Here is an 18,617-nt window from a genome sequence, read left to right as displayed (position 1 = left end):
GACGGCCGCGCCCGGGAGATGCCCCGGGCGCGGCCGCCGACGTGGTGGATCAGCCCGTGATGGGCGAGTCCGTGACGATCTTGTTCCCGTCCACCCGGTAGACGTACACCGGGGTGTCGGAGAGCTCGCCGTTGGGCTGCCACTGGAACTTCTTGGTCAGGCCCTGGCCGTTGTAGCCGCGGACGAAGTTCAGCAGCGCGGGACGCGAGTTGGCGCCCTGGTCGATCCCCGTGAGCAGGATCGTCGCCGCGTCGTACGCCTCGGCCGAGTAGGTCTGCGGCGGGGTGCCGTAGGCCTGCTGGTAGGCCTGGTTGAAGGCCGTGAACCCGTCCTGCGGGACGCAGGGGCAGGTCAGGAACGCGCCGTTGGCCGCACCGCCGGCGTTGACGACGAACTGCTCGTCCTTCGTGCCGTCGGGCGCGACGAAGGGGGTCTGCACGCCGGCGTCCCGCAGCTGCTGGATCAGCGGCGAGGCCTCCGTGTAGTAGCCCGCGAAGAAGATCGCCTGCGGGTTGGCCTGCTGGACCTGGCCGACCGTCGCCGAGAACTCCTTCTGGTTCGTCTTGACGTCGCCCTGGCAGGCCGCGACCTGCGGGCCGAGCGACTGGGTGACGGCCTGGGCGAGCCCGATGCCGTAGTCCGAGTCGTCCTTGATGACGCAGATCGACTGCGGGTTGAACTTCTGCTTCATCCACTTCGCGGCCGCGGGGCCCTGCACGGCGTCGTTGCCGAGGCCGCGGAAGAAGTTGGTCCAGCCGTTCGTGGTCAGGCCCGGGTTGGTGGCCGACGGGGTGATGTTGACCAGGCCCGCGGCGTTCATGGCCGGGCCCACCGCCTTGGACTCACCGGAGAACGGGAGCCCGACGACGCCGAGGACGGCCTGGTTGTTGAGGACGGCCTGGGTGGGGCCGACGGCCGTGTCGGGCGTGCCGCCCGAGTCGGCCTTGACGAGGCTGACCTGGCACCCGGGGTTGGCCCCGTTGTGCTGGTTGACGGCGAGCTCGGTCGCGTTGGCGATCGCCTGCCCGAGGGCGGCGTTCTGGCCGGCGAGGGTGCCGACGTAGGCGATCGAGGTCCCGGGCGCGCAGCGGCCCTGGCCGTTGCCGGCCGGGAGCACCGCGTTGTTCGGCTGGGCGGGCGCGGCGGCCGTGGGGCCGGCCGCCTCTCCGCCCCCGCCCTGGTTGGCGCAGCCGGAGAGCACCAGGGCCGCGGCAGCGACCAGGGCGCCTGCGGCGGCGAACCGACGTCGGACCACTGAAGAACCTCCGATGTGGGGTGTACTCACAGAGCGACCTCGAAGTTCCACACTCCGCCGGTCGGGTGGGAAACATAGCCTTAAACCTTCTTGAGGAACAGCAGGCGTCCGGCGGATGACCGAGCGGCGCGCCGGCGGCCCCGCAAGGGCTTGCGGGGGCGCCTGCGAGAACGGTCAGGGTTGGGTACGGTCCGGGGTCCACCGGCCGCCGACCAGGCGATACATCGTCACCGCGTCCGACGAGACGTCGCCGAAGCGGTCGAACGAGATGGCGCCGGTCACACCTTCGCCGTCGTAGGCCTGGACCGCGGCGTCGACGACGGATCGTTGAGCGGTCGACCACTCTCCGCCACCAGGGCCGGTCACCACCCCGGACACGGACTCGAGGAGCACGTTCGTCGCGTCGAAGCTGAAGGCCCCGTAGGAGCCGTAGGGGTCGCGGTAGCCGGCCTTCGCGTACGCGTCGACGAAGGGCCGCGCCGACGGGAGGGTCTCCGGGGGCGCGCCGACCGAGACGCCGAGGTCGCCCTCGCGCCCGCCCAGCGCCGCGTAGGCCGGGTTGACCATGCCGTCGCCGCCCATCACCGGGCCGCCCGCACCCGCCAGCGCCCGCGACAGCGGCCCGCCGTCGGGGTACTCCCCGCCGTAGAAGACCGCCTGCGGGCGGGCCGCCCGCACCGCGGCGGCGGTCGCGGCCGGCGGCGTGCCGGCCGGCAGCGTCGTCCGGAGCACCACCTGGCCCCCGCGGGTCGCGAGCTGCTTGGCGAACTCGTTCGCGATGCCCTCGCCGTAGGTCCGGCCGTCGCTGACGACCGCGACGCGCGTCCGCCCCGTCGCGGCGAGCGCGTTCGCGGCCGCCGGGCCCTGCGCGGCGTCGGTGGCCACCACGCGGAAGTAGGTCTGGTACTGCCGCAGCGGCGCGATCACGGGGTTGGCTCCCCGGGTCAGCGAGACGTTGGTGTTGCCCGGCGAGATCTGCACGATCCCGGCCGCCCCGAGCACCGGCTGGACCGCCTGCGCCGTCGAGGAGTTGTACGTGCCGACCACGCCGATCAGGTCGGGATTCCCGGCGAGCGCGCGGGCCTGGGCCGCCGCCGTCGCCGGGTCGGCCTCGTCGTCCCTCGCGTCGAGCGCGATGCGGTACCCGGGGATCGCGCAGCGCCGGTTGGCCTGGGTGACGGCGAGGTCGGCCGAGTCGCGCATGCCGGCCCCGATGTTCGCCAGTTCCCCGGAGAGCGGGGCGACGAGGCCGACGGTGAGGGTGCCGCGGTCGGTGTCGCAGTCGCCCGGCGACCCGCCGGACGTCCCGCAGGCCGCGAGCGTGAGGGCCCCGGTGATCATGACCGCCGCGAGTGCCGCGCTGCGCCTCATGGCGGCCACCGTAGGTCACGTTCGGGTGACGACCGCCGGGGGGTCGTGGCGTCGCCGCAGGTCAGCGGATCGACTCACCCGTCCGCCGCAGTGACGCATCGTCGTCGTGATCGTCTCCGGCCGGAGGTCCCCCGGTCAGCCGAAGGTCTCCACGACCGCCTCGGCCACGGTCCGCATGGTGGTACGACGATCCATGGCGGTGCGCTGGATCCAGCGGAAGGCGTCGGGCTCGCTCATCTTCTTCTTGGCCATGAGCAGGCCCTTCGCGCGCTCCACGGCCTTGCGGGTCTCGAGGCGGTCGGTGAGCCCCGCGACCTCGTCCTCGAGCGCCGAGATCTCGGCGAAGCGGCTCGCCGCGACCTCGATGGCCGGGACGACGTCGGTCTTGGTGAACGGCTTGACGAGGTAGGCCATCGCGCCGGCGTCGCGCGCGGCCTCGACGAGGTCGCGCTGGCCGAAGGCGGTGAGCATGACGACCGGGGCGATCCGCTCCCCCGCGATGGTGCGCGCGGCCTCGAGCCCGTCGGTGCCCGGCATCTTGATGTCCATCATGACGAGCCCGGGGGTGAGGGTGCGGGCCATCTCCACGGCCTGGGCGCCGTCGGCGGCCTCGCCGACCACGTCGTAGCCCTCCTCGCGGAGCATCTCCACGAGATCCATGCGGATCAGGGCCTCGTCCTCGGCGACCAGGATGCGCAGGGCCTCCCGGGGGGTCTCCGGTGCCTCGGGGACCGTGTCGACCTCCGCGACGATGTCCGCGGCCTGCTGGCTCATGGCGGTCCTCCTGTGCGCGTCGCTGCAGCCGGCCCCGTCGCCCCCGACGGCCGACCCTCCCGAGTCCGGGTGACCGGATTCGATTCAGTCGGACGATACCGGGACGTCTCGGGGCGACGTCGACGACGAAGGCCACGGTGTGGGCGAGGCGACATTCCGCGCGGGAGTCCGACGGGAGGCGACTCCCGTGGTGCCCCCGGTGGGATTCGAACCCACACTGTATGGAGTTTGAGACCATTGCCTACTGCCAATTGGGCTACGGGGGCTCCACGCCCGAGTCTAGTGGGTCCGGGCAACGACGTTGCGTGCGCCTCGACGGTCCCCGACGTTGTCGGTGGGCGGAGGCACCATCCGCTCATGCACCCCCAGATCACCGTCGACGCCGCCCGGAAGCTCTACGACGAGGGCGAGGGGCCGAGCGCCATCGCCCGGCGGCTCGGCCTGCCCGTCAGCACCGTCCGGCACTGGTGCGTCGACCGCGGACGCCCTCCGACCACCCCGGGCAGACGGGAACGGTGCCCCCGGTGTCATCAGGTCCCGCTCGATCAGTGGGAGTACGCCTATCTCCTCGGCTCCTATCTCGGGGACGGGCACATCACCGTCGGTCGACGGGACGTGGCCGCGCTCTCGATGTACTGCGGCGACGCCTATCCGGGCATCCGCGCCGAGGTCGAGCAGGCCATGAGTGCGGTCATGCCGACGTCCTCCGTCTCCTCGGTGCAACGGAGGGGGTGCCGGGAGGTCAAGTCCTACTCGACCCACTGGACGTGCCTCTTCCCCCAGCACGGCGCGGGCATGAAACACGAGCGACCGATCGTCCTGGAGCCCTGGCAGGACGAGGTGCTGACGAGCTTCCCGGGTCGTGTCCTCCGCGGACTGATCCACTCCGACGGCTGCCGGGTCCTCAACTGGGCGAGGAAACAGCCCGGCGGCAAGCGCTACGAATACCCCCGCTACTTGTTCTCCAACGAGTCGCAGGACATCCTCGACATCTGCGCACGCACTCTCGACGAGATCGGGGTGGCCCATCGGCGGCCACGGGCGAATCTCATCTCGGTGGCCCGGCGGGAGGGCGTCGCGCGGATGGACGAGTTCGTGGGATCGAAGACGTGAGGCCGCGGTCCCGTCTACCGGCGCACCGACACCAGGTCGACCGCGACGCCGAGGGCGACCAGCGACAGCAGGTCGGCGAACGTCACCCCGTGCGAGGGGCTGAGCACCAGCAGGGTCGGGCCCTCCACCGGCTTGTTCACCAGCACCCAGATCCCCGCCAGCACCGCGAGGCCGGCGGCGAGCCCGAACCGGGCCACCCGCGGGAGCCGCTCGCGCCACGGGACCTCGCGCACCTCCGTACCCACCTCGCCCACGAGCAGGACCCGGCGGAGCACGACGACCGCGAGGACGGTCACGACGAGGTGGTGGGCGAGCACGAGCGCCGCGCCGACCCATCCCGAGGTCGCCCCGACGACGAGGTCCGCGGCGAGGACCACCACGGCGAGCACCGCCACGCCGCGGCGCAGGACCACGCGGGGCCGCCGGGCCCGGCGCCGGACGACGGCCCACACCGCGGCCCCGACCAGCGTTCCCACCAGGGCGTACGTCACGAGCACCACCGGGGAGAGCCCGGGGTGGCGGTAGGGACGCAGGCCCGCGCGCAGCGCCGCCACGAAGACCCCGAGCCCGAGCACCGAGCCGAGCACCGCGACGCCGACGACCGCTGCGACGCGGCCTGCCCGTGCCGGGGACGGGGTGCGGGGCGGTGCGCTGCTCAGGGGGTCGCTCCTCGCGGTCGTCGGGCGGAGCCTCCATCATCCCCGGCCCGACGATGCCCGGGACGTGAGCTACCGCGCGGCGAGCTCCGCGTCGACGGCCGAAGCGATCTCGCCGCGCTCCCCCGGGTCGGTCCCGTCCAGGTCGTACCGCTCGCGCAGGACGCGCTCGGCGTAGAGGTGCTCGGCGTCGTCGACCACCCGGGCGAGCGACCGCGCGCTGCGCCGCACCGCGAGCGCGGTCCCCAGCAGCGGCACCACCTGGGCGAAACGGTCCTGGGTGAGCCGCAGCGCCAGCGACGTCGACACCGACCGCACCACCGCCTCGGCCTCGGCCGCGGTGAGCCGCCACGCCTCCCGACGGGCGAGCCCGCCCGCGAGGGCGGTGATCTCGCGGTACGCGGCGGCCCGGCGGGTGTCGTCGGCGAGCCCGAGCGACAGGACGCCGAGGGCGAAGAGGCGCTCGCGCGGCTCCCGGACGTCGTAGCCGTGGTACGCGGCGACGTGCGCGACGGCCCGGGTGCTGACCAGCACCCCGACGGCCGCGTCGAGGACGATCGTCGCGGCGACGGCCCCGACGCCCGGCAGCGCCACGATCCCGGCCGTGCCGACCGCGCCGACGACGGTCAGCACCGTCCCACCGGAGACGACGACGCCCGAGGCCACGCCCTGCACGGCCCCGCCGACGGCGTACTGCACGTCGAGGCGGGGGTGGGCGTCGCGGATGTCGTCCATCGGGAGGGCCCGGACGTCGGCCAGTTCGGTGACGGCGTGGCCGCGGGCGCGGTGGCGCTCGAGGATCGGGCCGGTGCGCACGGACGCGGCGGACGTCCCCGCGCCGAGGTCGATCAGCCGCGCGAGCCCGTCGACGACGGCCCGGCCCACGCCGTCGGCGCCGGGCACCCGGCCGAGGGCGTCGACGATCGTCGGGACGAGGCCCCACCCGGCCGCCGTGCCCTCCGCGGGCAGCCGGTCGGCCTTCCACTGCTGGATCCGCTGCCAGTGCGCGCGGTCCCCGGCGGGCATCCGTTCGCCTCGGGCCTCCTCGGTGCTCATCGACGAGCGGCTACCCGGCGTCACGGACGTCCACGCGGCGCCGCCTCGGAGGCGTGCTCCACCCGCGTCAGCACCACGGTGCCCGCGACGATCGCGGCCACCCCGACGAGGCCCCCGACGACCCAGCCGTCGAGGTTCACCCGCTCGCCGAACACCCAGAAGCCCCAGACGACGGCGAGCAGCGGGTTCGCGAGCGTGATGGCGGGCTGGGCCCAGAGCAGGTCGCCGGCCTGCAGCGCCTGCTGGAGGAACACGAACGAGACGGTCCCGCCGATCAGCACCCCGTAGGTCTGCCAGGCGGTGAGCACCCCGGGCAGCCCCTCCGCGTAGGCGGGGGCGAGCCCGGCCAGGAGGGCCGCGTTGTAGCCGTAGGTGACGCCGGTGGCGAGCCCGAAGCACAGGCCGCGCCGGCGTCCCCGGGCCGCGCGGCCGAGGACGGTCAGCACCGCGAGCATCACCAGGACGACGGCCGTGCCGAGGGTCCAGGCGAGTCCGGAGGTGGCGGCAGGGTCGCCCCCGCCGGGGACCAGGCAGAACAGCGCCAGCGCGAGACCGCCCGCCATCGCGGCGATGGCGATCCAGGCGCGGCGCCCCATCGGCGTGCGCAGCAGGAGCGCGCTGAGGACGAGGGTGATGGGCAGCTCGACGATCAGGACCGGCTGCACCACCGAGATGACCGCCATCGTCAGGGCGACCGCCTGCAGCGCGAAGCCGACGACGTGCGCGGCGATGCCGGCCGACCACGCCGGGCGGCGCAGCAGCGCGACCAGCGACCGTCGCCGCCCCGCGCCGGGCGCGTGGTGGCGCGACGCCGCGCGCTGCAGGACCGAGCCGACGGCGTTGCTCGTCGCGGCGAGGACCGCGACGGCGATGCCGGCCAGCAGCATCGACGCTCCTTCCGGACGACCGCGGTCCCGGACCGCCCGGCCCGCCGCGAGCAGGGGACTGCCCGGCGCGCCCGGGCTCCACACCCGGTGGGCCGGACTGCCGGGACCGGGGCGCTCCCGCGGACCGGTCCCGACGACGCGTCAGGCGCCGGTGGCCTCGGGGTCGCCCTTCGCCCGCTTCTCGGCGACCTCGGCCGCCTGGCCGTGGAGGTCGGGGTTGACCTCCTGGCGGGCTCCCTCGTCCTCGTCCTTCGACCTGTCCTGGGGCTGCTCGCTCATACGGACCTCCTCGTCGCGTGGTGCCGGTCACCCCGGGATCCCCTCCGGACGTGCCCGTCAACCGCGTAAGCAGGGGTTGGCCTCGGGCCGCAGGGGCGACCCCCGGCCCGCCAGGGGACCTCGCAGGACGGCGGACCCCGCAGGGACAGGGAGCGTGCACGTGACGGGACGGCTGGACGGGACGATCGCCGTGGTGACCGGGGCGTCGAGCGGCATCGGGAACGCGACCGCGCGGGCCCTCGTCGCCGAGGGCGCGACGGTCGCGCTGCTCGCGCGGCGCCGGGACAAGCTCGAGGACCTCGCGGCCGAGCTGGGCGAGCGGGCCGAGGTGCGCGAGGTCGACGTGACCGACGCCGACGCGGTGCGCGAGGCCGTCGAGGGCGTGGTCCGCGACCGGGGGCGCCTCGACGTCCTCGTCAACAACGCCGGCTACGGGACGATGGACCCGGCGCTCGAGGCCGACCTCGCGGAGTGGCGGAAGATGGTCGACGTCAACCTCACCGGGGTGCTGGCGACGACGCACGCGGCCGTCTCGCACCTGACCGAGGCGGCGCAGGGCCCGCGCGGCGTCGCCGACGTGGTGACCATCAGCTCGGTGGCGGGCCGGGTCGTCAACGGGCCGGGCAGCAACGTCTATGCGGCCACGAAGCACGCCGTGAACGCCTTCTCCGAGGCCCTGCGCCAGGAGCTCGGCCCGAAGCACGTGCGCGTCGGGCTCGTCGAGCCCGGCCTCGTCGACACCGAGCTGACGAACTCGGGGCGGGAGAACACCCCGGACGCCTCGTCGGCCTCCGAGCTCGGGGTGCTCGAGGCGGAGGACATCGCCGACGCGGTGGTCTACATGGTCACCCGGCCCCGCCGGACCGCCGTGAACGAGATGCTGGTCCGCCCCACCGAGCAGGGCGGCTGACCGGCCCGGTGTGAGAACCGGCGGCAGTGGGGACCCCGGCGGCCGGTTGACTCCTCAGCCGACGTCGACGTCCGTCGTCCGAGGAGATCCCGTGACCGGTCTGTTGCCCACGTCCAGTCCCGTCGCCGACCGCGCCACCCGGCGCGCCGTGCTCGCGGCGGTGCTCACGGCCACCGAGGCGCTCTACGAGAGCGACCCGCGCCGGCCCAGCGAGACCCTCGCCGCCGCGCTGGACCGGGCCGCGGGCGCCGCCGCGACCGGCCGCGACGGCACGGGCGGTCGGGCGGCCGCGGCGATCCGGACGGCCGCCGCCTACCACGCGGCCGGCCAGCCCGAGGACACCTTCTTCGCGCTGCAGTGCGCGCGGGACCACCTCGAGATCTGATCCGCGCCGAGGGGTGTCGGGGGGAGCCCCGGCGGTCCTACGGTCGGGCCGTGACCGGGCCGCGGGACGTCGAGCTCGCCCGCGTGCGGTTCTCCGCCCGGGGGGCCGCGGCGGTCGACGGAGCCGTCCGGCCCGCCGTCCTGGCCTCGTGGGAGCGCTCGCAGCACCTCGGCGCCCACCCCGGCGGGCGGCCCGCGCCGTTCGTCGGCCACGACGCCGGCTCGTCAGCGATCGCCGAGGCGGGCGAGGTGCTCGGCGACTTCGTCACGGCGAACCCGGAGTGCGGGTGCTCGGTGCTGCTGGTGGGCGCGGACGGCGTCGTCCGGGCCCGCCGCGACACCGACCCCGGCTTCGGTGAGGTGCTCGACGCCGTCCGGCTGGCCCCGGGGTACTGCCACGCCGAGCGGCTGGTGGGCACCACGGCGATGTCGGTGGCGCTGCACGAGGGGCGCGCCGTCGAGCTCTCGGGCCCGGAGCACGTCCACCCGGAGCTGCGCTCCCTCGCCGCGGCGGCCGCCCCGGTGCCCCACCTCGACGGGGTCGTCGTGGTCTGCTCGGACGCCTCCGCGGCCGGGATGCTCCTGCCGCTCGCGCGCACGCTGGCCCGCGACGTCACCGGGCACGCGCAGGCCCGACGACGCCGCGGGCTGCTGGCCCTGCACGAGGCGTTCGACGCGGCGCAGGGCGAGGGCGGCGCGTGGGTGGTGGCCACCGACGGGGACGTCGTGCTGGTCGGCACCGGGGCGCGGCGCACTCCCCCGGCCGACCAGCAGGCGCTGGGCGACCTCGCCGTGGCGAGCGTGGTGCTCGACGACGACCGGCCGCCCCGCCACGTCGACCTCCCCTCCGGCACGTGCGCCGAGGTCGAGGTCCGGGAGGTCCGCCGCGACGGCGAGTACCTGGGGTGCGTGCTCACGGCCGGGCCGGCGGTGCACGCCGACGCGGGCGACGACGCCGAGGCCCGCCGTCGCCAGGGGTCGCACGTCGCCCCGACCGGGCGCCGCGACTTCGCCGCGGCCCTCCGCGGGCCGGGCGACGGCCGGGCCCCCTCGGCCGCCCGGGTCCGGGCGAACCGGGAACTCCTGACCCCCCACCTGCGGGCCCGCCAGGAGGTCGCGGCGAACCTCGCCCAGGGGCGCGACCAGCTCCTCGTCGGGGAACCGGGCACGGGCAAGCGGACGCTGGCCGTCGAGCAGTTCGCCCGGCGCCACCGCGGCCGGGCCCCGGTGGTGCTCGACTGCTCGACGATCGGCGACGCCGGGCGGGGCGACCCCCTCGCCCGGGTGGTGGCCGCGCGGGACGGCGCCCCGCAGCTCGTCGTGCTGCGCCAGCTCCAGGCCGTGTCGCCGGTCGCGGTCCGCCGGCTCGACGAGGTCCTGCGCCGGGTGGCCGACACCCCCGGGGCCGTGGTGCTCGTCGGGTGCCTCGACGTCGAGTCGGTCGACCCGACCCGGCCCTACGGGCTGCTGCTGCGCCGCTTCCACGAGACGGTGCGCGTCCCGGCCCTGCGCCACCGGATCGATGAGCTCGGCGAGATCGCCCGGTCGGTGCTCGGATCCATGGCCGCCGGACGCTCGCTGCGCCTGTCCCACCAGGTGGTCCGGGTGCTGGAGGGCTACCCGTGGCCCGGCAACGTCAGCGAGCTCGAGGACGTCCTGCGCTACGTCGTCGCCCGCAAGCCGGTCGGGGTGATCCAGCCGCCCGACCTGCCCGCCTCGTGCTTCACCAGCCGGGCCCCGAAGCTCTCGATGCTCGAGACCGCCCAGTGCGATGCCATCATCCAGGCGCTCTACGAGGCCCGCGGCAACCGCTACCGGGCGGCGTCGATGCTCGGGATCGCGCGGTCGTCGCTCTACCGCAAGATCGACGCCTTCGGCATCAGCTACATCGCCTGAGCCGGGTGTCCCGGACCCGGGACACCCGGCCGCCCCCGGCGTACGACGGGCGCCGCGAGCGTCTCAACATCGGACACCCGGCTGTGACGGGCGCCACTAGCGTCGAGCACGACCGCGGTCCGACACCCAGGAGACCCCGCGGTCGGTGACGCCAACGGAGGCTCCGCATGAAGGCACTCGTCTACCACGGTCCCGGCCAGAAGGCCTGGGAGGACGTCCCGGACGCCCGGGTCGAGGAACCGACCGACGTGGTGGTCAAGGTCGACACCACCACCATCTGCGGGACCGACCTGCACATCCTGCAGGGCGACGTCGCCGCGGTGACCGACGGGCGCATCCTCGGGCACGAGGCCGTCGGCACGGTCACCGAGATCGGCGACGCCGTCCGTGGCTTCTCCGTCGGCGACCGCGTGCTGGTCCCGGCGATCACCAAGTGCGGCCGCTGCGAGTACTGCCAGCGCGGCATGCCCTCGCACTGCCAGACCGTCGGCGGGATCGGCTGGATCTTCGGCCACCTCATCGACGGCACGCAGGCCGAGTACGTCCGCGTGCCCTACGCCGACACCTCGCTCTACACCGTGCCCGACGGGGTCACGAACGAGCAGGCGATCTTCCTGGCCGACTCGCTGCCCACCGGATACGAGGTCGGGGTGCTCGCCGGCGGGGTCCGCCCGGGCAACACCGTCGCCGTGGTCGGCGCCGGCGCGGTCGGCCTGTCCGCGGTGCTCACCACCGGGCTGTGGGGCGCCTCGAAGGTCATCGCGGTCGACTCCAACAAGTTCCGCCTCGAGAAGGCGATCGAGTTCGGGGCCACCGACGCGATCGAGGTCGGCCCCGGCACGGTCGCCGACGTCATCGCCCTCACCGACGGCCTCGGCGTCGACGTGGCCATCGAGGCCGTCGGCTACCCGGAGACGCTGCTGACCGCGGCGTCCCTGGTCCGTCCCGGCGGCACCATCGCCAACGTCGGCGTCCACGGCACCCCCGTGGAGCTGCCGATGCAGGACATGTGGATCAGCAACGTCACCCTCACCATGGGCCTTGTCGACACGGTCTCCATCCCGACCCTGCTCAAGATGGTGGCCGGCGGGAAGATCCCCGCCGAGAAGATGGGGACGCACACCTTCACGTTCGACCAGATCGACGAGGCCTACGACGTCTTCAAGAACGCCGCGGCCAACCTCGCCCTCAAGGTCGTCATCACGCCCTGACCCGCGCAGCCGGCCCCGCCCCTGCTCCGGGGGCGGGGCCGGCGTCGTCAGTGCCCGTGCCCGTGACCGTGGTCGTGCCCCGGGGTGCGCCCGGCGAGCCGGGCGGTGCGCTCGGCCAGCGCCGACCCGTCGAGCGCCCCGGCGGCCACCACCCGGTCCTCGAGGGCGGCGAGCCAGCAGCGGTAGTAGGACGAGCCGTGGTCGGCCGCGATGCGCGCGACCAGGCTCTCGCGGAACTCGTCCCAGGTGAACACCCCGGCCTCGGAGAGCGTCACCGCCATCGCGAAGGCGCGGCTCTCCCACGGCTCCGCGAAGACGAGCTCGCCGTTGCTCCGCGGCGGCGCCGCGGGGCCGTCGGTGTCGAGGGCGGTCACGGGGCCGAGGGCGGTCACGGGGCCGGGGGCGGTCACGGGGCCGCCACCTCGGCCACGCCGACCATGGCGTCGCGCCCGACGAGGCCCGCGAGCGCGTCGGCGTCGAGGCCCTCGGTGCCGGCGGGGCGCCGCGGCAGCACGAGGTAGCGCACCTCGGCGCTGGAGTCCCACACCTCGATGCGGCGGCCCTCGGGCACCTCGAGGCCCATCTCCCGGAGGACCTTCCGCGGCGTGCGCACCATGCCCGCGCGGTAGGCCGGGTCCTTGTACCAGCTCGGCGGCAGCCCCAGGACCGGCCACGGGTAGCAGGAGCACAGCGTGCAGACGACGACGTGGTGCACCTCGTCGGTCTGCTCGAGCACCACCATGTGCTCCCCCTGGGGCCCACCGAAGCCCAGGTCCGCGATCGCGGCGGTGCCGTCGCGCAGCAGCCACTCGCGGTAGGCGGGGTCGGTCCAGGCCCGGGCGACGACCTTCGCGCCGTTCAGCGGGCCCACGTCCTGCTCGTAGGTGCGGATGAAGGTGTCCATCACGGCCGGGTCGGCCAGCCCGCGCTCGACGAGGAGCTGCTCGAGGGCCTCGGTCCGCAGGGCCGGGGAGGGACGGTCGGGAGCGGTCACGGCCGGGTCTCCAGGTAGCTCTCGAACAGGTCGGCGTGCAGGGTGAACGGCTCGGCGTCGGGACCCCACAGCGTCGTGGAGTCGAACGCGACGGTGTAGACGTGCTGCGGGTTCTCGCCCTCGAACACGGCGTGGGTGTCGGGCAGCACGTGGGGCGGGCGGACGGCCATGACCTTGCCCGGGCGCCGGCCCAGGTAGCCCGGGAGCTTCGTCGGGCCGCGCGGGTGCAGGTCGCGCGTGCGCACCGGGTCGCCCACCGCGAACGCGGGCCCGTGGTCGACCTCGCGGAGGGAGCCCGGGGCGCTCGGCCGGTAGTCGGGCCTCGCGGGGTCGGGGGCGTCGGGCTCGACGACGTCCTCGCCGCGCAGCCGGCGGGCCCGGGCGTCGACCGCGCCCGGGGCGAGGATCCGGCTGTCGGTGAGCATCAGCTCGGCCGCACTGCGCCATCGGCCGTAGTAGCCGTCGACGAGGTAGTCGACGGGGTGGAGCCGGGAGAGCGCGTACCGGAAGGCGTCGAGGTTGCGCCCCGAGATGCGGCCCATGGTCAGGACCGTGAGCGCGAACGCGCGGCCCTCCCAGGGCTCGGCGAACGGGGGCTCCTCGGGGACGGGGGCGGGGGCCGGGCCCCATCCGCGGGTCCCGCCCATGTCGGCGATCGAGTCCACCGGTCCGTTCCTCCTCGGGCGCTGTGCGACGGGGTCGCCTTCGCCGGTGAAGGTGCGACCGTTCTACCGCATCGCGGCGCAGCGGGGACGGGTCAGTGCCCGGACAGTCGCCGGCGGTTCGCGGAGACCCCGCGGTGCACCGGCCCGAGGACCGTGCCCAGGTAGCGGGCGGTGTCGTTCGGCGGCGTCGTCACCGCGAGCCAGCCCGTCCGCCCGAAGGCGCTCGCCTTCTCCGAGACCATGCGGCGCAGCTCGCGACGCTCCTTCGCGTCCGGCGGCCACCCTCCGGCGACGAGCCGGGTCACGCGGTAGCCGATGACGATCGGCGTGGACACCGAGATCTCGACGAGCTGCAGCCAGGGTCGGACCCATCCCCCACGTGTCATGTCGCCGACGCTACGGACGCCGGGCCCGGGACCAGCCGACCAGCCCGAACGGCCCCCGACGATCTCGGCGTTTGCAGCGACGGCCGAGCCCCCATCCCCGGGGCGTCGCCGTGGGACCGGTCCAGACCTCGGGCCCGGCACCACGCCATCGTTCTAAGGACACCCATGTTTCTCCACGTGCAGCGCATGCTGAACGAGATCGCCGCCGACGAGCCGGACCCCGCAGCCGCGAACGCGCTGCAGGAGGGCCTGGGCGGTCAGTTCGGCGAGATGCGCACGATGATGCAGTACCTGTTCCAGAGCTTCAATTTCCGCGGCCCGACGGCCAAGCCGTTCCGCGACCTGCTCTACGGCGTGGGCACCGAGGAGATCGGCCACGTCGAGCTCATCGCCTCGACGATCCCCAGCTGCTCGACGGCTCGCCCCGCTACCAGGGCAGCAACACCGACCCGATCGACGAGCCCGGTGCCGGTGGCGCGACGCCGCTGAACCTGGCGCTGTCGGGCGGGAACATCCACCACTGGCTGGTCGGCGCCCAGGGCGCGCTGCCGGTCGACGCCCAGGGTGACCCGTGGACGGGCAAGTACGTCTACGACTCGGGCAACCTGCCGCTGAACCTGCTCTACAACCTCATGCTCGAGTCGACCGGCCGGCTGCAGAAGTGCCGCCTGTACGAGATGACGGCCAACAAGACGGCCCGCTCGACGATCGCGTACCTGATCGTCCGCGACCAGGCCCACGAGAACGCCTACGCCAAGGCCCTCGAGGCCCTCGGCGTGGAGTGGAACAAGCTGCTGCCGATCCCGAAGACCAACGCGGAGAAGTTCCCGGAGGTCAAGACGCTGCTCGACCAGGGTCTGCAGTCCAAGCAGTACACCTTCTCCCTCGACCAGCTCTCCGAGGCCGGGAAGATCTTCCAGGGCACCTCGCCCTCGAAGGACGGCACCACGCTGTCGACCGAGCAGGCCCCCGAGGGCATCCCGTTCCCCGGCATCGCCGTGGAGCGCCCCGAGGAGTTCGGCCCCGGGCTCGACCCGGAGCTGATGGAGCTCGTCCAGGCCACCGCCGACATGGAGATGGCCGAGAGCGGCGCCCCGATCTGGGGCCCTGCTGGCACGTAGTCCCGACGGCGTCCGCGCTCCCGCGCCGAGGCCCTTCCGGTCGCGTCGTCGACCGGGGGCCCGGTGCGGGAGCGGACGCCGAGGCCGGCGCCGGTCTCAGGCCTGGACGCCGAGCACGGTCCGGGGCTCGACGGTGCGCTCGACGACGCCGCGGGCGAGGTCGGTGAGTCGGAGGCTGTTCCCGCGCGCGTACGAGCGCAGCAGGGTGAACGCCTCCTCGGGGGTGAGGTCGCCGGTCGCGGCGAGGACGCCCTTGGCCTGCTCGATGATCACCCGGCTGTTCAGGGCGCTCTGCAGCTGCTCCTGCACGTTCTCCGCCCGGCGGACCGCCCGCTCGCTGAGCAGGCCGATGGTGGCGGCATCGGCCAGGGCCTGACCGAGCCGGGCGTCGTCGGCCGGGAGCGGGTCCGGGGACGTCGAGAGCAGCGTGAGCACCCCGATGACGTCGTCGCGCAGGCGCATCGGCAGGGCGTGCGTGGCGTGGAACCCGGCCTCGAGTGCCCCCTGGGTGTAGTGCGGCCAGGTCCGGCGCGCCTCGGCCGAGTCGAGGTCCCCGCTGATGACCGCCACCCCGTCGCGCACGCAGTCGAGGCAGGGGCCGCTGTCGATCGCCACGGCGAACAGTTCGAGCAGCCGGCTGCGCTCGGAGGAGGCGGCGGCCACCGACAGGCCGTGGCGACCGTTCGAGAGGATCACGCCGGCCGCGGAGACGTCCAGCAGCTCCACACAGCGCTCCGAGAGAACCGTGAGCATGTCGAGCGCGTCGAAATCGCTCACCAGGGTGTCGGTCAACGACAGGAACGTGTCGATGACCTGGGGCTCTCGGCCGTTCATGGGGCACCGTTCTCGGGTCGGGAGGTCTGGTCGGGCGGGTCGAGCACGAGGTCGCGGTCGATCACGCGGCGGGCGACCTCGTGGAGGGGCACCCCCGTGCGGAAGGCGTAGGACCGGAGCTGCAGGAGGGCGTCCCGGACGTCCGTCCCCGTGTACGCCGCGACCATCCCGGACGCCACGTGGACCTCGGCGTGCACGTCCGGCAACCATCCCACGCCCGGCTGCCCATCGGGTCCGCCGTCCGACGGGTCCGACGCCGTCTCGACGAGGGCGAGCAGGAGCTCGGTGGCGAGCGCGGCGAGGGCCAGGCCGTCGGCCAGCCGGTCCGCCGACAGCGACCCGGGGGCCCTCCGGTTGAGGTCGAGGGTCCCGAGGCGGGCGGCTCCGACCTGCAGCGGGAACGAGAACAGGGCGCAGGCGCCGATCGCGAGCGCCTCCGCCGTGAAGCCCAGCCACCGGCCCCGTTCGGCGCCGAGGTCGGGCACGAGGACCGGCACCCCGGTCTCGTGGGCCTCGAGGCACGGCCCCTCGCCGGTGGTCAGCTGGAGCTCGTCGAGCCGCGCGGTCAGGTCCCCGACGGTGCCGAGCTGCGTGCGGGTCCCGTCCCGGGCCGGCGACCCGGCCAGCACGGTCACCCCGGCCCCGTCGACGCCGAGCTCGGCGACGGCGAGGGAGCACAGCCGGGTCAGGCGCGCCCGCGACCCTCCGCTGCCCGGCGGGCCGCCCGGCGCGCCGGCCGTCTCGGCGGGCGACGGCGGGGCGCCGACGACGAGGTCGGCGAGCCGGCGGTGACGCGCGGCGGCAGCGGGACCGGGGGTCACAGGATCGTCCTCGGTCACGCCTCCCCTGCCCGGCCGACGCACGAGCGCCCCGACGGACGCCCCGGACCGGGACACGTGGGACAGGAGGACCTGTGCCCCGGAGGCTAGCCCCCCGGGGCGACCCCGCGCCCGGGTGGGCGGACCCGGGCGTGCGGGGTCAGCCCGCGATCTCGTCCCGCCACACCGACGTCTTCGTGCGGTAGCGCGGGGAGACCGCGACCTCCGGCTCGTCGAGCAGGCGCTCGAACGCCGCGGCCGTGTCGCGGACGTCGCGGAGCCGGCAGTGGGTCGAGAGCTCCACGAGCTCCACCCCGCTGGGGAAGCGGACGTGCTCGAGGTCGGCGCGCCGCAGCCCCAGGGCGGCGGCGGCGACCTTGACGCGGTGCACCGCCAAGGGGCCGTGGACCGTCAGGGCCGCGAGGCAGCCGTGGTCGACCACCTCCTGCCCGGCCTGGCACGCCCAGACGCGCTGGGTGGGCGACAGCAGCCTCGCCGCCGGGATCGTCCCGGCCACGACCTGCTCGGCGACGGTCGCGTCGACGGCGCTCCGGACCTCGACGTCGCGCCACACGGCCCCCGGGACGACGTCGATCTCCACCCGGACCCCTCGCGGCGTGCTATCGGGAGGGCCCGAGGTGGCGCTGCGCCGGGTGGACACCGCGAGGTCGTAGCGGCCCCGGGTCCGGCGCCGCAGCCGGATCTCGACACCCGCCCGCAGGAACCGGGCGTCCGCGGTGTCGATCAGGTAGGTCTCGCGCACGCTCCAGGTCGGGGCGCGTCGGCCGGTGAGGGCCTCCGCGGCCTGGTCGGCGGGGGGCTCGAGCAGCGCCTTGAGCTCGACGCTGTCGGCGTGCTCCCCCGCGGCCCCGAGCAGGGCGAGCGCATCCGGCGAACCGAACCTGTGCACGTCCGACCGGCCTCCCCCGCGGCGTCCGGCCTCCGCGTCGTCGACGGCCCCGCCCGCTCGCGACCCTAGCGCCGGTGCGGGACCCGCGACACGGCCGTCCGGAGGGGCCGACGATGATCGAGATCCGCCCGATCGGCGTTGCCCCTTGCCGACCCGGGGTCGGATACCTATGGTCGGATGTGGCTCAGCACACACCGTTCGCCGTCCGATGAGTTCCGATCATCGTCGTGAACTGCGTGTCCTGCCGCCCAGAGGTCGACACGATCGGCCCAACGGTCGAGAGGCCAGTGGCGGCGCTGTGCGCACCCGTCGGGACCAGGTCCCGGCCGCGCACGGCCGGGAGGAGCGCATGCGAGTCACCGAGTACGCGTCCGAGGACGTGACGGCCCGACGTGGTCGGTCCGCCCGCGGACGCACGACCCGGCGGTTCCGCTGCGCCCCGGTGACGTCCACGCCCGGCCCTCCGCCGTCGTCCGGCGGTCCCCACCGCCGGCCCCGTGCCCCCGCGTGCGTCCACGTCCGGGAGACCGGCGAGATCGCCCCGGGCGAGCAGGTCCGGGCACAGCCGGCGACGCCGCCGGCGACAGGTTTGTCATCCGACACGAGGAGGTGTGGCCAGTGACGGCCACGGCAGATGATCGACAGGCCGAACTCACGGCGGCGGGCCTGGACGGACAGAACAGGCACACGCTCGGGCGGATGCTCGGCACCGGCTCCATCGGCTACGCCGAGGAGGGCGACGACGGCGTCATGCGCGCCACGGTCACCATCCCCGAGGACCAGCTGATGTTCGACCCGGGCATCCTCATCTTCCCGCACGGCGGGGAGATCGAGCTGACGCTCATCAACGACGACAAGAACACCCACTGCGCGCTCCTGCCCAACAACGGTGACCCCAAGATCATCTGGATGGTCAACCACTCCAAGGGCACGGCCAGGCTCAACCTCGACGGTCCCGGCGCGTACTACTACGGCTCCACCACCGGCAACGACGAGGGTCGCGGCCTCACGGCGGTGCTCGTCATGGGTGGCGAGGTGCCCGACTCGGCGAAGCTCGACCGCCCGCCCCAGCCCCGTCCCTGACGCGCGAAGAAACC

The 18,617-nt window shown here is 74.6% G+C and carries 22 protein-coding genes and 1 tRNA gene; 8 read left to right on the top strand and 15 right to left on the bottom strand.

Annotation, left to right across the window (positions count from 1 at the left end; all coding sequences use genetic code 11):
• Positions 1–49 precede the first annotated feature (49 nt).
• The 4 genes from ACFPBZ_RS12665 to ACFPBZ_RS12650 all read right to left on the bottom strand — a co-directional run bounded on the left by ACFPBZ_RS12665 (position 50) and on the right by ACFPBZ_RS12650 (position 3,666).
• On the bottom strand, positions 50–1,255 hold the full coding sequence (locus ACFPBZ_RS12665) for a branched-chain amino acid ABC transporter substrate-binding protein (protein ID WP_378036408.1): 1,206 nt from the start codon (positions 1,253–1,255) through the stop codon (positions 50–52).
• A gap of 174 nt (positions 1,256–1,429) precedes the next feature.
• Complete coding sequence (locus tag ACFPBZ_RS12660; protein ID WP_378036407.1) at positions 1,430–2,626, bottom strand: branched-chain amino acid ABC transporter substrate-binding protein; 1,197 nt, start codon at positions 2,624–2,626, stop codon at positions 1,430–1,432.
• A 135-nt stretch (positions 2,627–2,761) separates the two neighbouring features.
• Positions 2,762–3,400, bottom strand: coding sequence for an ANTAR domain-containing response regulator (locus tag ACFPBZ_RS12655; RefSeq protein ID WP_378036406.1), 639 nt, complete (start codon positions 3,398–3,400; stop codon positions 2,762–2,764).
• A gap of 188 nt (positions 3,401–3,588) precedes the next feature.
• Positions 3,589–3,666, bottom strand: a tRNA-Leu gene (locus ACFPBZ_RS12650).
• Between the two features lie 91 nt (positions 3,667–3,757).
• Between ACFPBZ_RS12650 and ACFPBZ_RS12645 the strand changes: the two genes are divergently transcribed.
• Positions 3,758–4,513 carry a hypothetical protein gene (locus ACFPBZ_RS12645; protein ID WP_378036405.1) on the top strand — a complete coding sequence of 252 codons (756 nt, stop codon included), beginning with the start codon at positions 3,758–3,760 and terminating at the stop codon, positions 4,511–4,513.
• A gap of 14 nt (positions 4,514–4,527) precedes the next feature.
• Here the strand turns inward: ACFPBZ_RS12645 and ACFPBZ_RS12640 are convergent, their stop codons facing one another.
• From ACFPBZ_RS12640 to ACFPBZ_RS12625, 4 genes are all read right to left on the bottom strand, one after another.
• Positions 4,528–5,100 carry a hypothetical protein gene (locus ACFPBZ_RS12640; protein WP_378036404.1) on the bottom strand — a complete coding sequence of 191 codons (573 nt, stop codon included), beginning with the start codon at positions 5,098–5,100 and terminating at the stop codon, positions 4,528–4,530.
• A 141-nt stretch (positions 5,101–5,241) separates the two neighbouring features.
• Positions 5,242–6,225: an EcsC family protein gene (locus tag ACFPBZ_RS12635; RefSeq protein WP_378036403.1), complete on the bottom strand. Its 984-nt coding sequence runs from the start codon at positions 6,223–6,225 to the stop codon at positions 5,242–5,244.
• A 20-nt stretch (positions 6,226–6,245) separates the two neighbouring features.
• Entirely contained in the window at positions 6,246–7,112 is an 867-nt protein-coding gene (locus tag ACFPBZ_RS12630; protein ID WP_378036402.1) for a DMT family transporter, read from the bottom strand.
• Between the two features lie 141 nt (positions 7,113–7,253).
• On the bottom strand, positions 7,254–7,391 hold the full coding sequence (locus ACFPBZ_RS12625) for a hypothetical protein (protein ID WP_378036401.1): 138 nt from the start codon (positions 7,389–7,391) through the stop codon (positions 7,254–7,256).
• Between the two features lie 160 nt (positions 7,392–7,551).
• Here ACFPBZ_RS12625 and ACFPBZ_RS12620 point away from each other — a divergent pair, with 160 nt between their 5' ends.
• The 4 genes from ACFPBZ_RS12620 to ACFPBZ_RS12605 all read left to right on the top strand — a co-directional run bounded on the left by ACFPBZ_RS12620 (position 7,552) and on the right by ACFPBZ_RS12605 (position 11,792).
• Positions 7,552–8,301 carry an SDR family oxidoreductase gene (locus ACFPBZ_RS12620; protein ID WP_378036400.1) on the top strand — a complete coding sequence of 250 codons (750 nt, stop codon included), beginning with the start codon at positions 7,552–7,554 and terminating at the stop codon, positions 8,299–8,301.
• 91 nt (positions 8,302–8,392) lie between these two features.
• A complete protein-coding gene (locus ACFPBZ_RS12615) occupies positions 8,393–8,686 on the top strand; it encodes a hypothetical protein (protein WP_378036399.1) in 294 nt (97 codons plus the stop codon).
• A gap of 50 nt (positions 8,687–8,736) precedes the next feature.
• Entirely contained in the window at positions 8,737–10,581 is a 1,845-nt protein-coding gene (locus ACFPBZ_RS12610) for an AAA-type ATPase lid domain-containing protein (protein ID WP_378036398.1), read from the top strand.
• A 167-nt stretch (positions 10,582–10,748) separates the two neighbouring features.
• Positions 10,749–11,792, top strand: a complete 1,044-nt coding sequence (locus tag ACFPBZ_RS12605; RefSeq protein ID WP_378036397.1) for an alcohol dehydrogenase catalytic domain-containing protein — start codon at positions 10,749–10,751, stop codon at positions 11,790–11,792.
• Positions 11,793–11,839: 47 nt separating this feature from the next.
• Here the strand turns inward: ACFPBZ_RS12605 and ACFPBZ_RS12600 are convergent, their stop codons facing one another.
• The 4 genes from ACFPBZ_RS12600 to ACFPBZ_RS12585 all read right to left on the bottom strand — a co-directional run bounded on the left by ACFPBZ_RS12600 (position 11,840) and on the right by ACFPBZ_RS12585 (position 13,837).
• On the bottom strand, positions 11,840–12,202 hold the full coding sequence (locus ACFPBZ_RS12600) for a nitrile hydratase accessory protein (protein ID WP_378036396.1): 363 nt from the start codon (positions 12,200–12,202) through the stop codon (positions 11,840–11,842).
• A complete protein-coding gene (gene nthA / locus ACFPBZ_RS12595; protein WP_378036395.1) occupies positions 12,199–12,786 on the bottom strand; it encodes a nitrile hydratase subunit alpha in 588 nt (195 codons plus the stop codon). The genes ACFPBZ_RS12600 and nthA overlap by 4 nt, the downstream gene beginning before the upstream one ends.
• Positions 12,783–13,451 (bottom strand): SH3-like domain-containing protein, encoded by a 669-nt coding sequence (locus ACFPBZ_RS12590; protein ID WP_378036394.1) that lies wholly within the window; start codon positions 13,449–13,451, stop codon positions 12,783–12,785. Before ACFPBZ_RS12590 ends, nthA begins: the two co-directional genes overlap by 4 nt.
• A 92-nt stretch (positions 13,452–13,543) precedes the next feature.
• Positions 13,544–13,837 (bottom strand): hypothetical protein, encoded by a 294-nt coding sequence (locus tag ACFPBZ_RS12585; protein WP_378036528.1) that lies wholly within the window; start codon positions 13,835–13,837, stop codon positions 13,544–13,546.
• A 165-nt stretch (positions 13,838–14,002) separates the two neighbouring features.
• Here ACFPBZ_RS12585 and ACFPBZ_RS12580 point away from each other — a divergent pair, with 165 nt between their 5' ends.
• Together ACFPBZ_RS12580 and ACFPBZ_RS12575 are read left to right on the top strand one after the other, a co-directional pair.
• On the top strand, positions 14,003–14,326 hold the full coding sequence (locus ACFPBZ_RS12580) for a manganese catalase family protein (protein WP_378036518.1): 324 nt from the start codon (positions 14,003–14,005) through the stop codon (positions 14,324–14,326).
• Entirely contained in the window at positions 14,245–14,958 is a 714-nt protein-coding gene (locus ACFPBZ_RS12575; RefSeq protein ID WP_378036517.1) for a manganese catalase family protein, read from the top strand. Before ACFPBZ_RS12580 ends, ACFPBZ_RS12575 begins: the two co-directional genes overlap by 82 nt.
• Before the next feature lie 96 nt (positions 14,959–15,054).
• On the opposite strand, the gene ACFPBZ_RS12570 is transcribed toward ACFPBZ_RS12575, so the two are convergent.
• The 3 genes from ACFPBZ_RS12570 to ACFPBZ_RS12560 all read right to left on the bottom strand — a co-directional run bounded on the left by ACFPBZ_RS12570 (position 15,055) and on the right by ACFPBZ_RS12560 (position 17,520).
• Positions 15,055–15,792, bottom strand: a complete 738-nt coding sequence (locus ACFPBZ_RS12570) for a GAF and ANTAR domain-containing protein (protein ID WP_378036393.1) — start codon at positions 15,790–15,792, stop codon at positions 15,055–15,057.
• Positions 15,789–16,613: a GAF and ANTAR domain-containing protein gene (locus ACFPBZ_RS12565; RefSeq protein WP_378036392.1), complete on the bottom strand. Its 825-nt coding sequence runs from the start codon at positions 16,611–16,613 to the stop codon at positions 15,789–15,791. Before ACFPBZ_RS12565 ends, ACFPBZ_RS12570 begins: the two co-directional genes overlap by 4 nt.
• Positions 16,614–16,770: 157 nt before the next feature.
• Positions 16,771–17,520, bottom strand: coding sequence for a hypothetical protein (locus tag ACFPBZ_RS12560; RefSeq protein WP_378036391.1), 750 nt, complete (start codon positions 17,518–17,520; stop codon positions 16,771–16,773).
• Between the two features lie 618 nt (positions 17,521–18,138).
• Here ACFPBZ_RS12560 and ACFPBZ_RS12555 point away from each other — a divergent pair.
• A complete protein-coding gene (locus tag ACFPBZ_RS12555; RefSeq protein WP_378036390.1) occupies positions 18,139–18,603 on the top strand; it encodes an MSMEG_3727 family PQQ-associated protein in 465 nt (154 codons plus the stop codon).
• Positions 18,604–18,617 lie beyond the last annotated feature (14 nt).

It is taken from the genome of Actinomycetospora atypica (genome assembly GCF_042653685.1).
GTDB classification, from domain to species: Bacteria; Actinomycetota; Actinomycetes; order Mycobacteriales; family Pseudonocardiaceae; genus Actinomycetospora; species Actinomycetospora atypica.
This window is presented reverse-complemented; position numbering and strand designations above follow the sequence as displayed.

What these genes read in the sequence shown, in the direction of transcription:
- ACFPBZ_RS12660 (WP_378036407.1), bottom strand. Translation starts at nt 2,626, where the DNA reads ATGAGGCGCAGCGCGGCACTCGCGGCGGTCATGATCACCGGGGCCCTC.
- ACFPBZ_RS12655 (WP_378036406.1), bottom strand. Translation starts at nt 3,400, where the DNA reads ATGAGCCAGCAGGCCGCGGACATCGTCGCGGAGGTCGACACGGTCCCC.
- ACFPBZ_RS12645 (WP_378036405.1), top strand. Translation starts at nt 3,758, where the DNA reads ATGCACCCCCAGATCACCGTCGACGCCGCCCGGAAGCTCTACGACGAG.
- ACFPBZ_RS12635 (WP_378036403.1), bottom strand. Translation starts at nt 6,225, where the DNA reads ATGAGCACCGAGGAGGCCCGAGGCGAACGGATGCCCGCCGGGGACCGC.
- ACFPBZ_RS12630 (WP_378036402.1), bottom strand. Translation starts at nt 7,112, where the DNA reads ATGCTGCTGGCCGGCATCGCCGTCGCGGTCCTCGCCGCGACGAGCAAC.
- ACFPBZ_RS12625 (WP_378036401.1), bottom strand. Translation starts at nt 7,391, where the DNA reads ATGAGCGAGCAGCCCCAGGACAGGTCGAAGGACGAGGACGAGGGAGCC.
- ACFPBZ_RS12605 (WP_378036397.1), top strand. Translation starts at nt 10,749, where the DNA reads ATGAAGGCACTCGTCTACCACGGTCCCGGCCAGAAGGCCTGGGAGGAC.
- ACFPBZ_RS12585 (WP_378036528.1), bottom strand. Translation starts at nt 13,837, where the DNA reads ATGACACGTGGGGGATGGGTCCGACCCTGGCTGCAGCTCGTCGAGATC.
- ACFPBZ_RS12580 (WP_378036518.1), top strand. Translation starts at nt 14,003, where the DNA reads ATGTTTCTCCACGTGCAGCGCATGCTGAACGAGATCGCCGCCGACGAG.
- ACFPBZ_RS12570 (WP_378036393.1), bottom strand. Translation starts at nt 15,792, where the DNA reads ATGAACGGCCGAGAGCCCCAGGTCATCGACACGTTCCTGTCGTTGACC.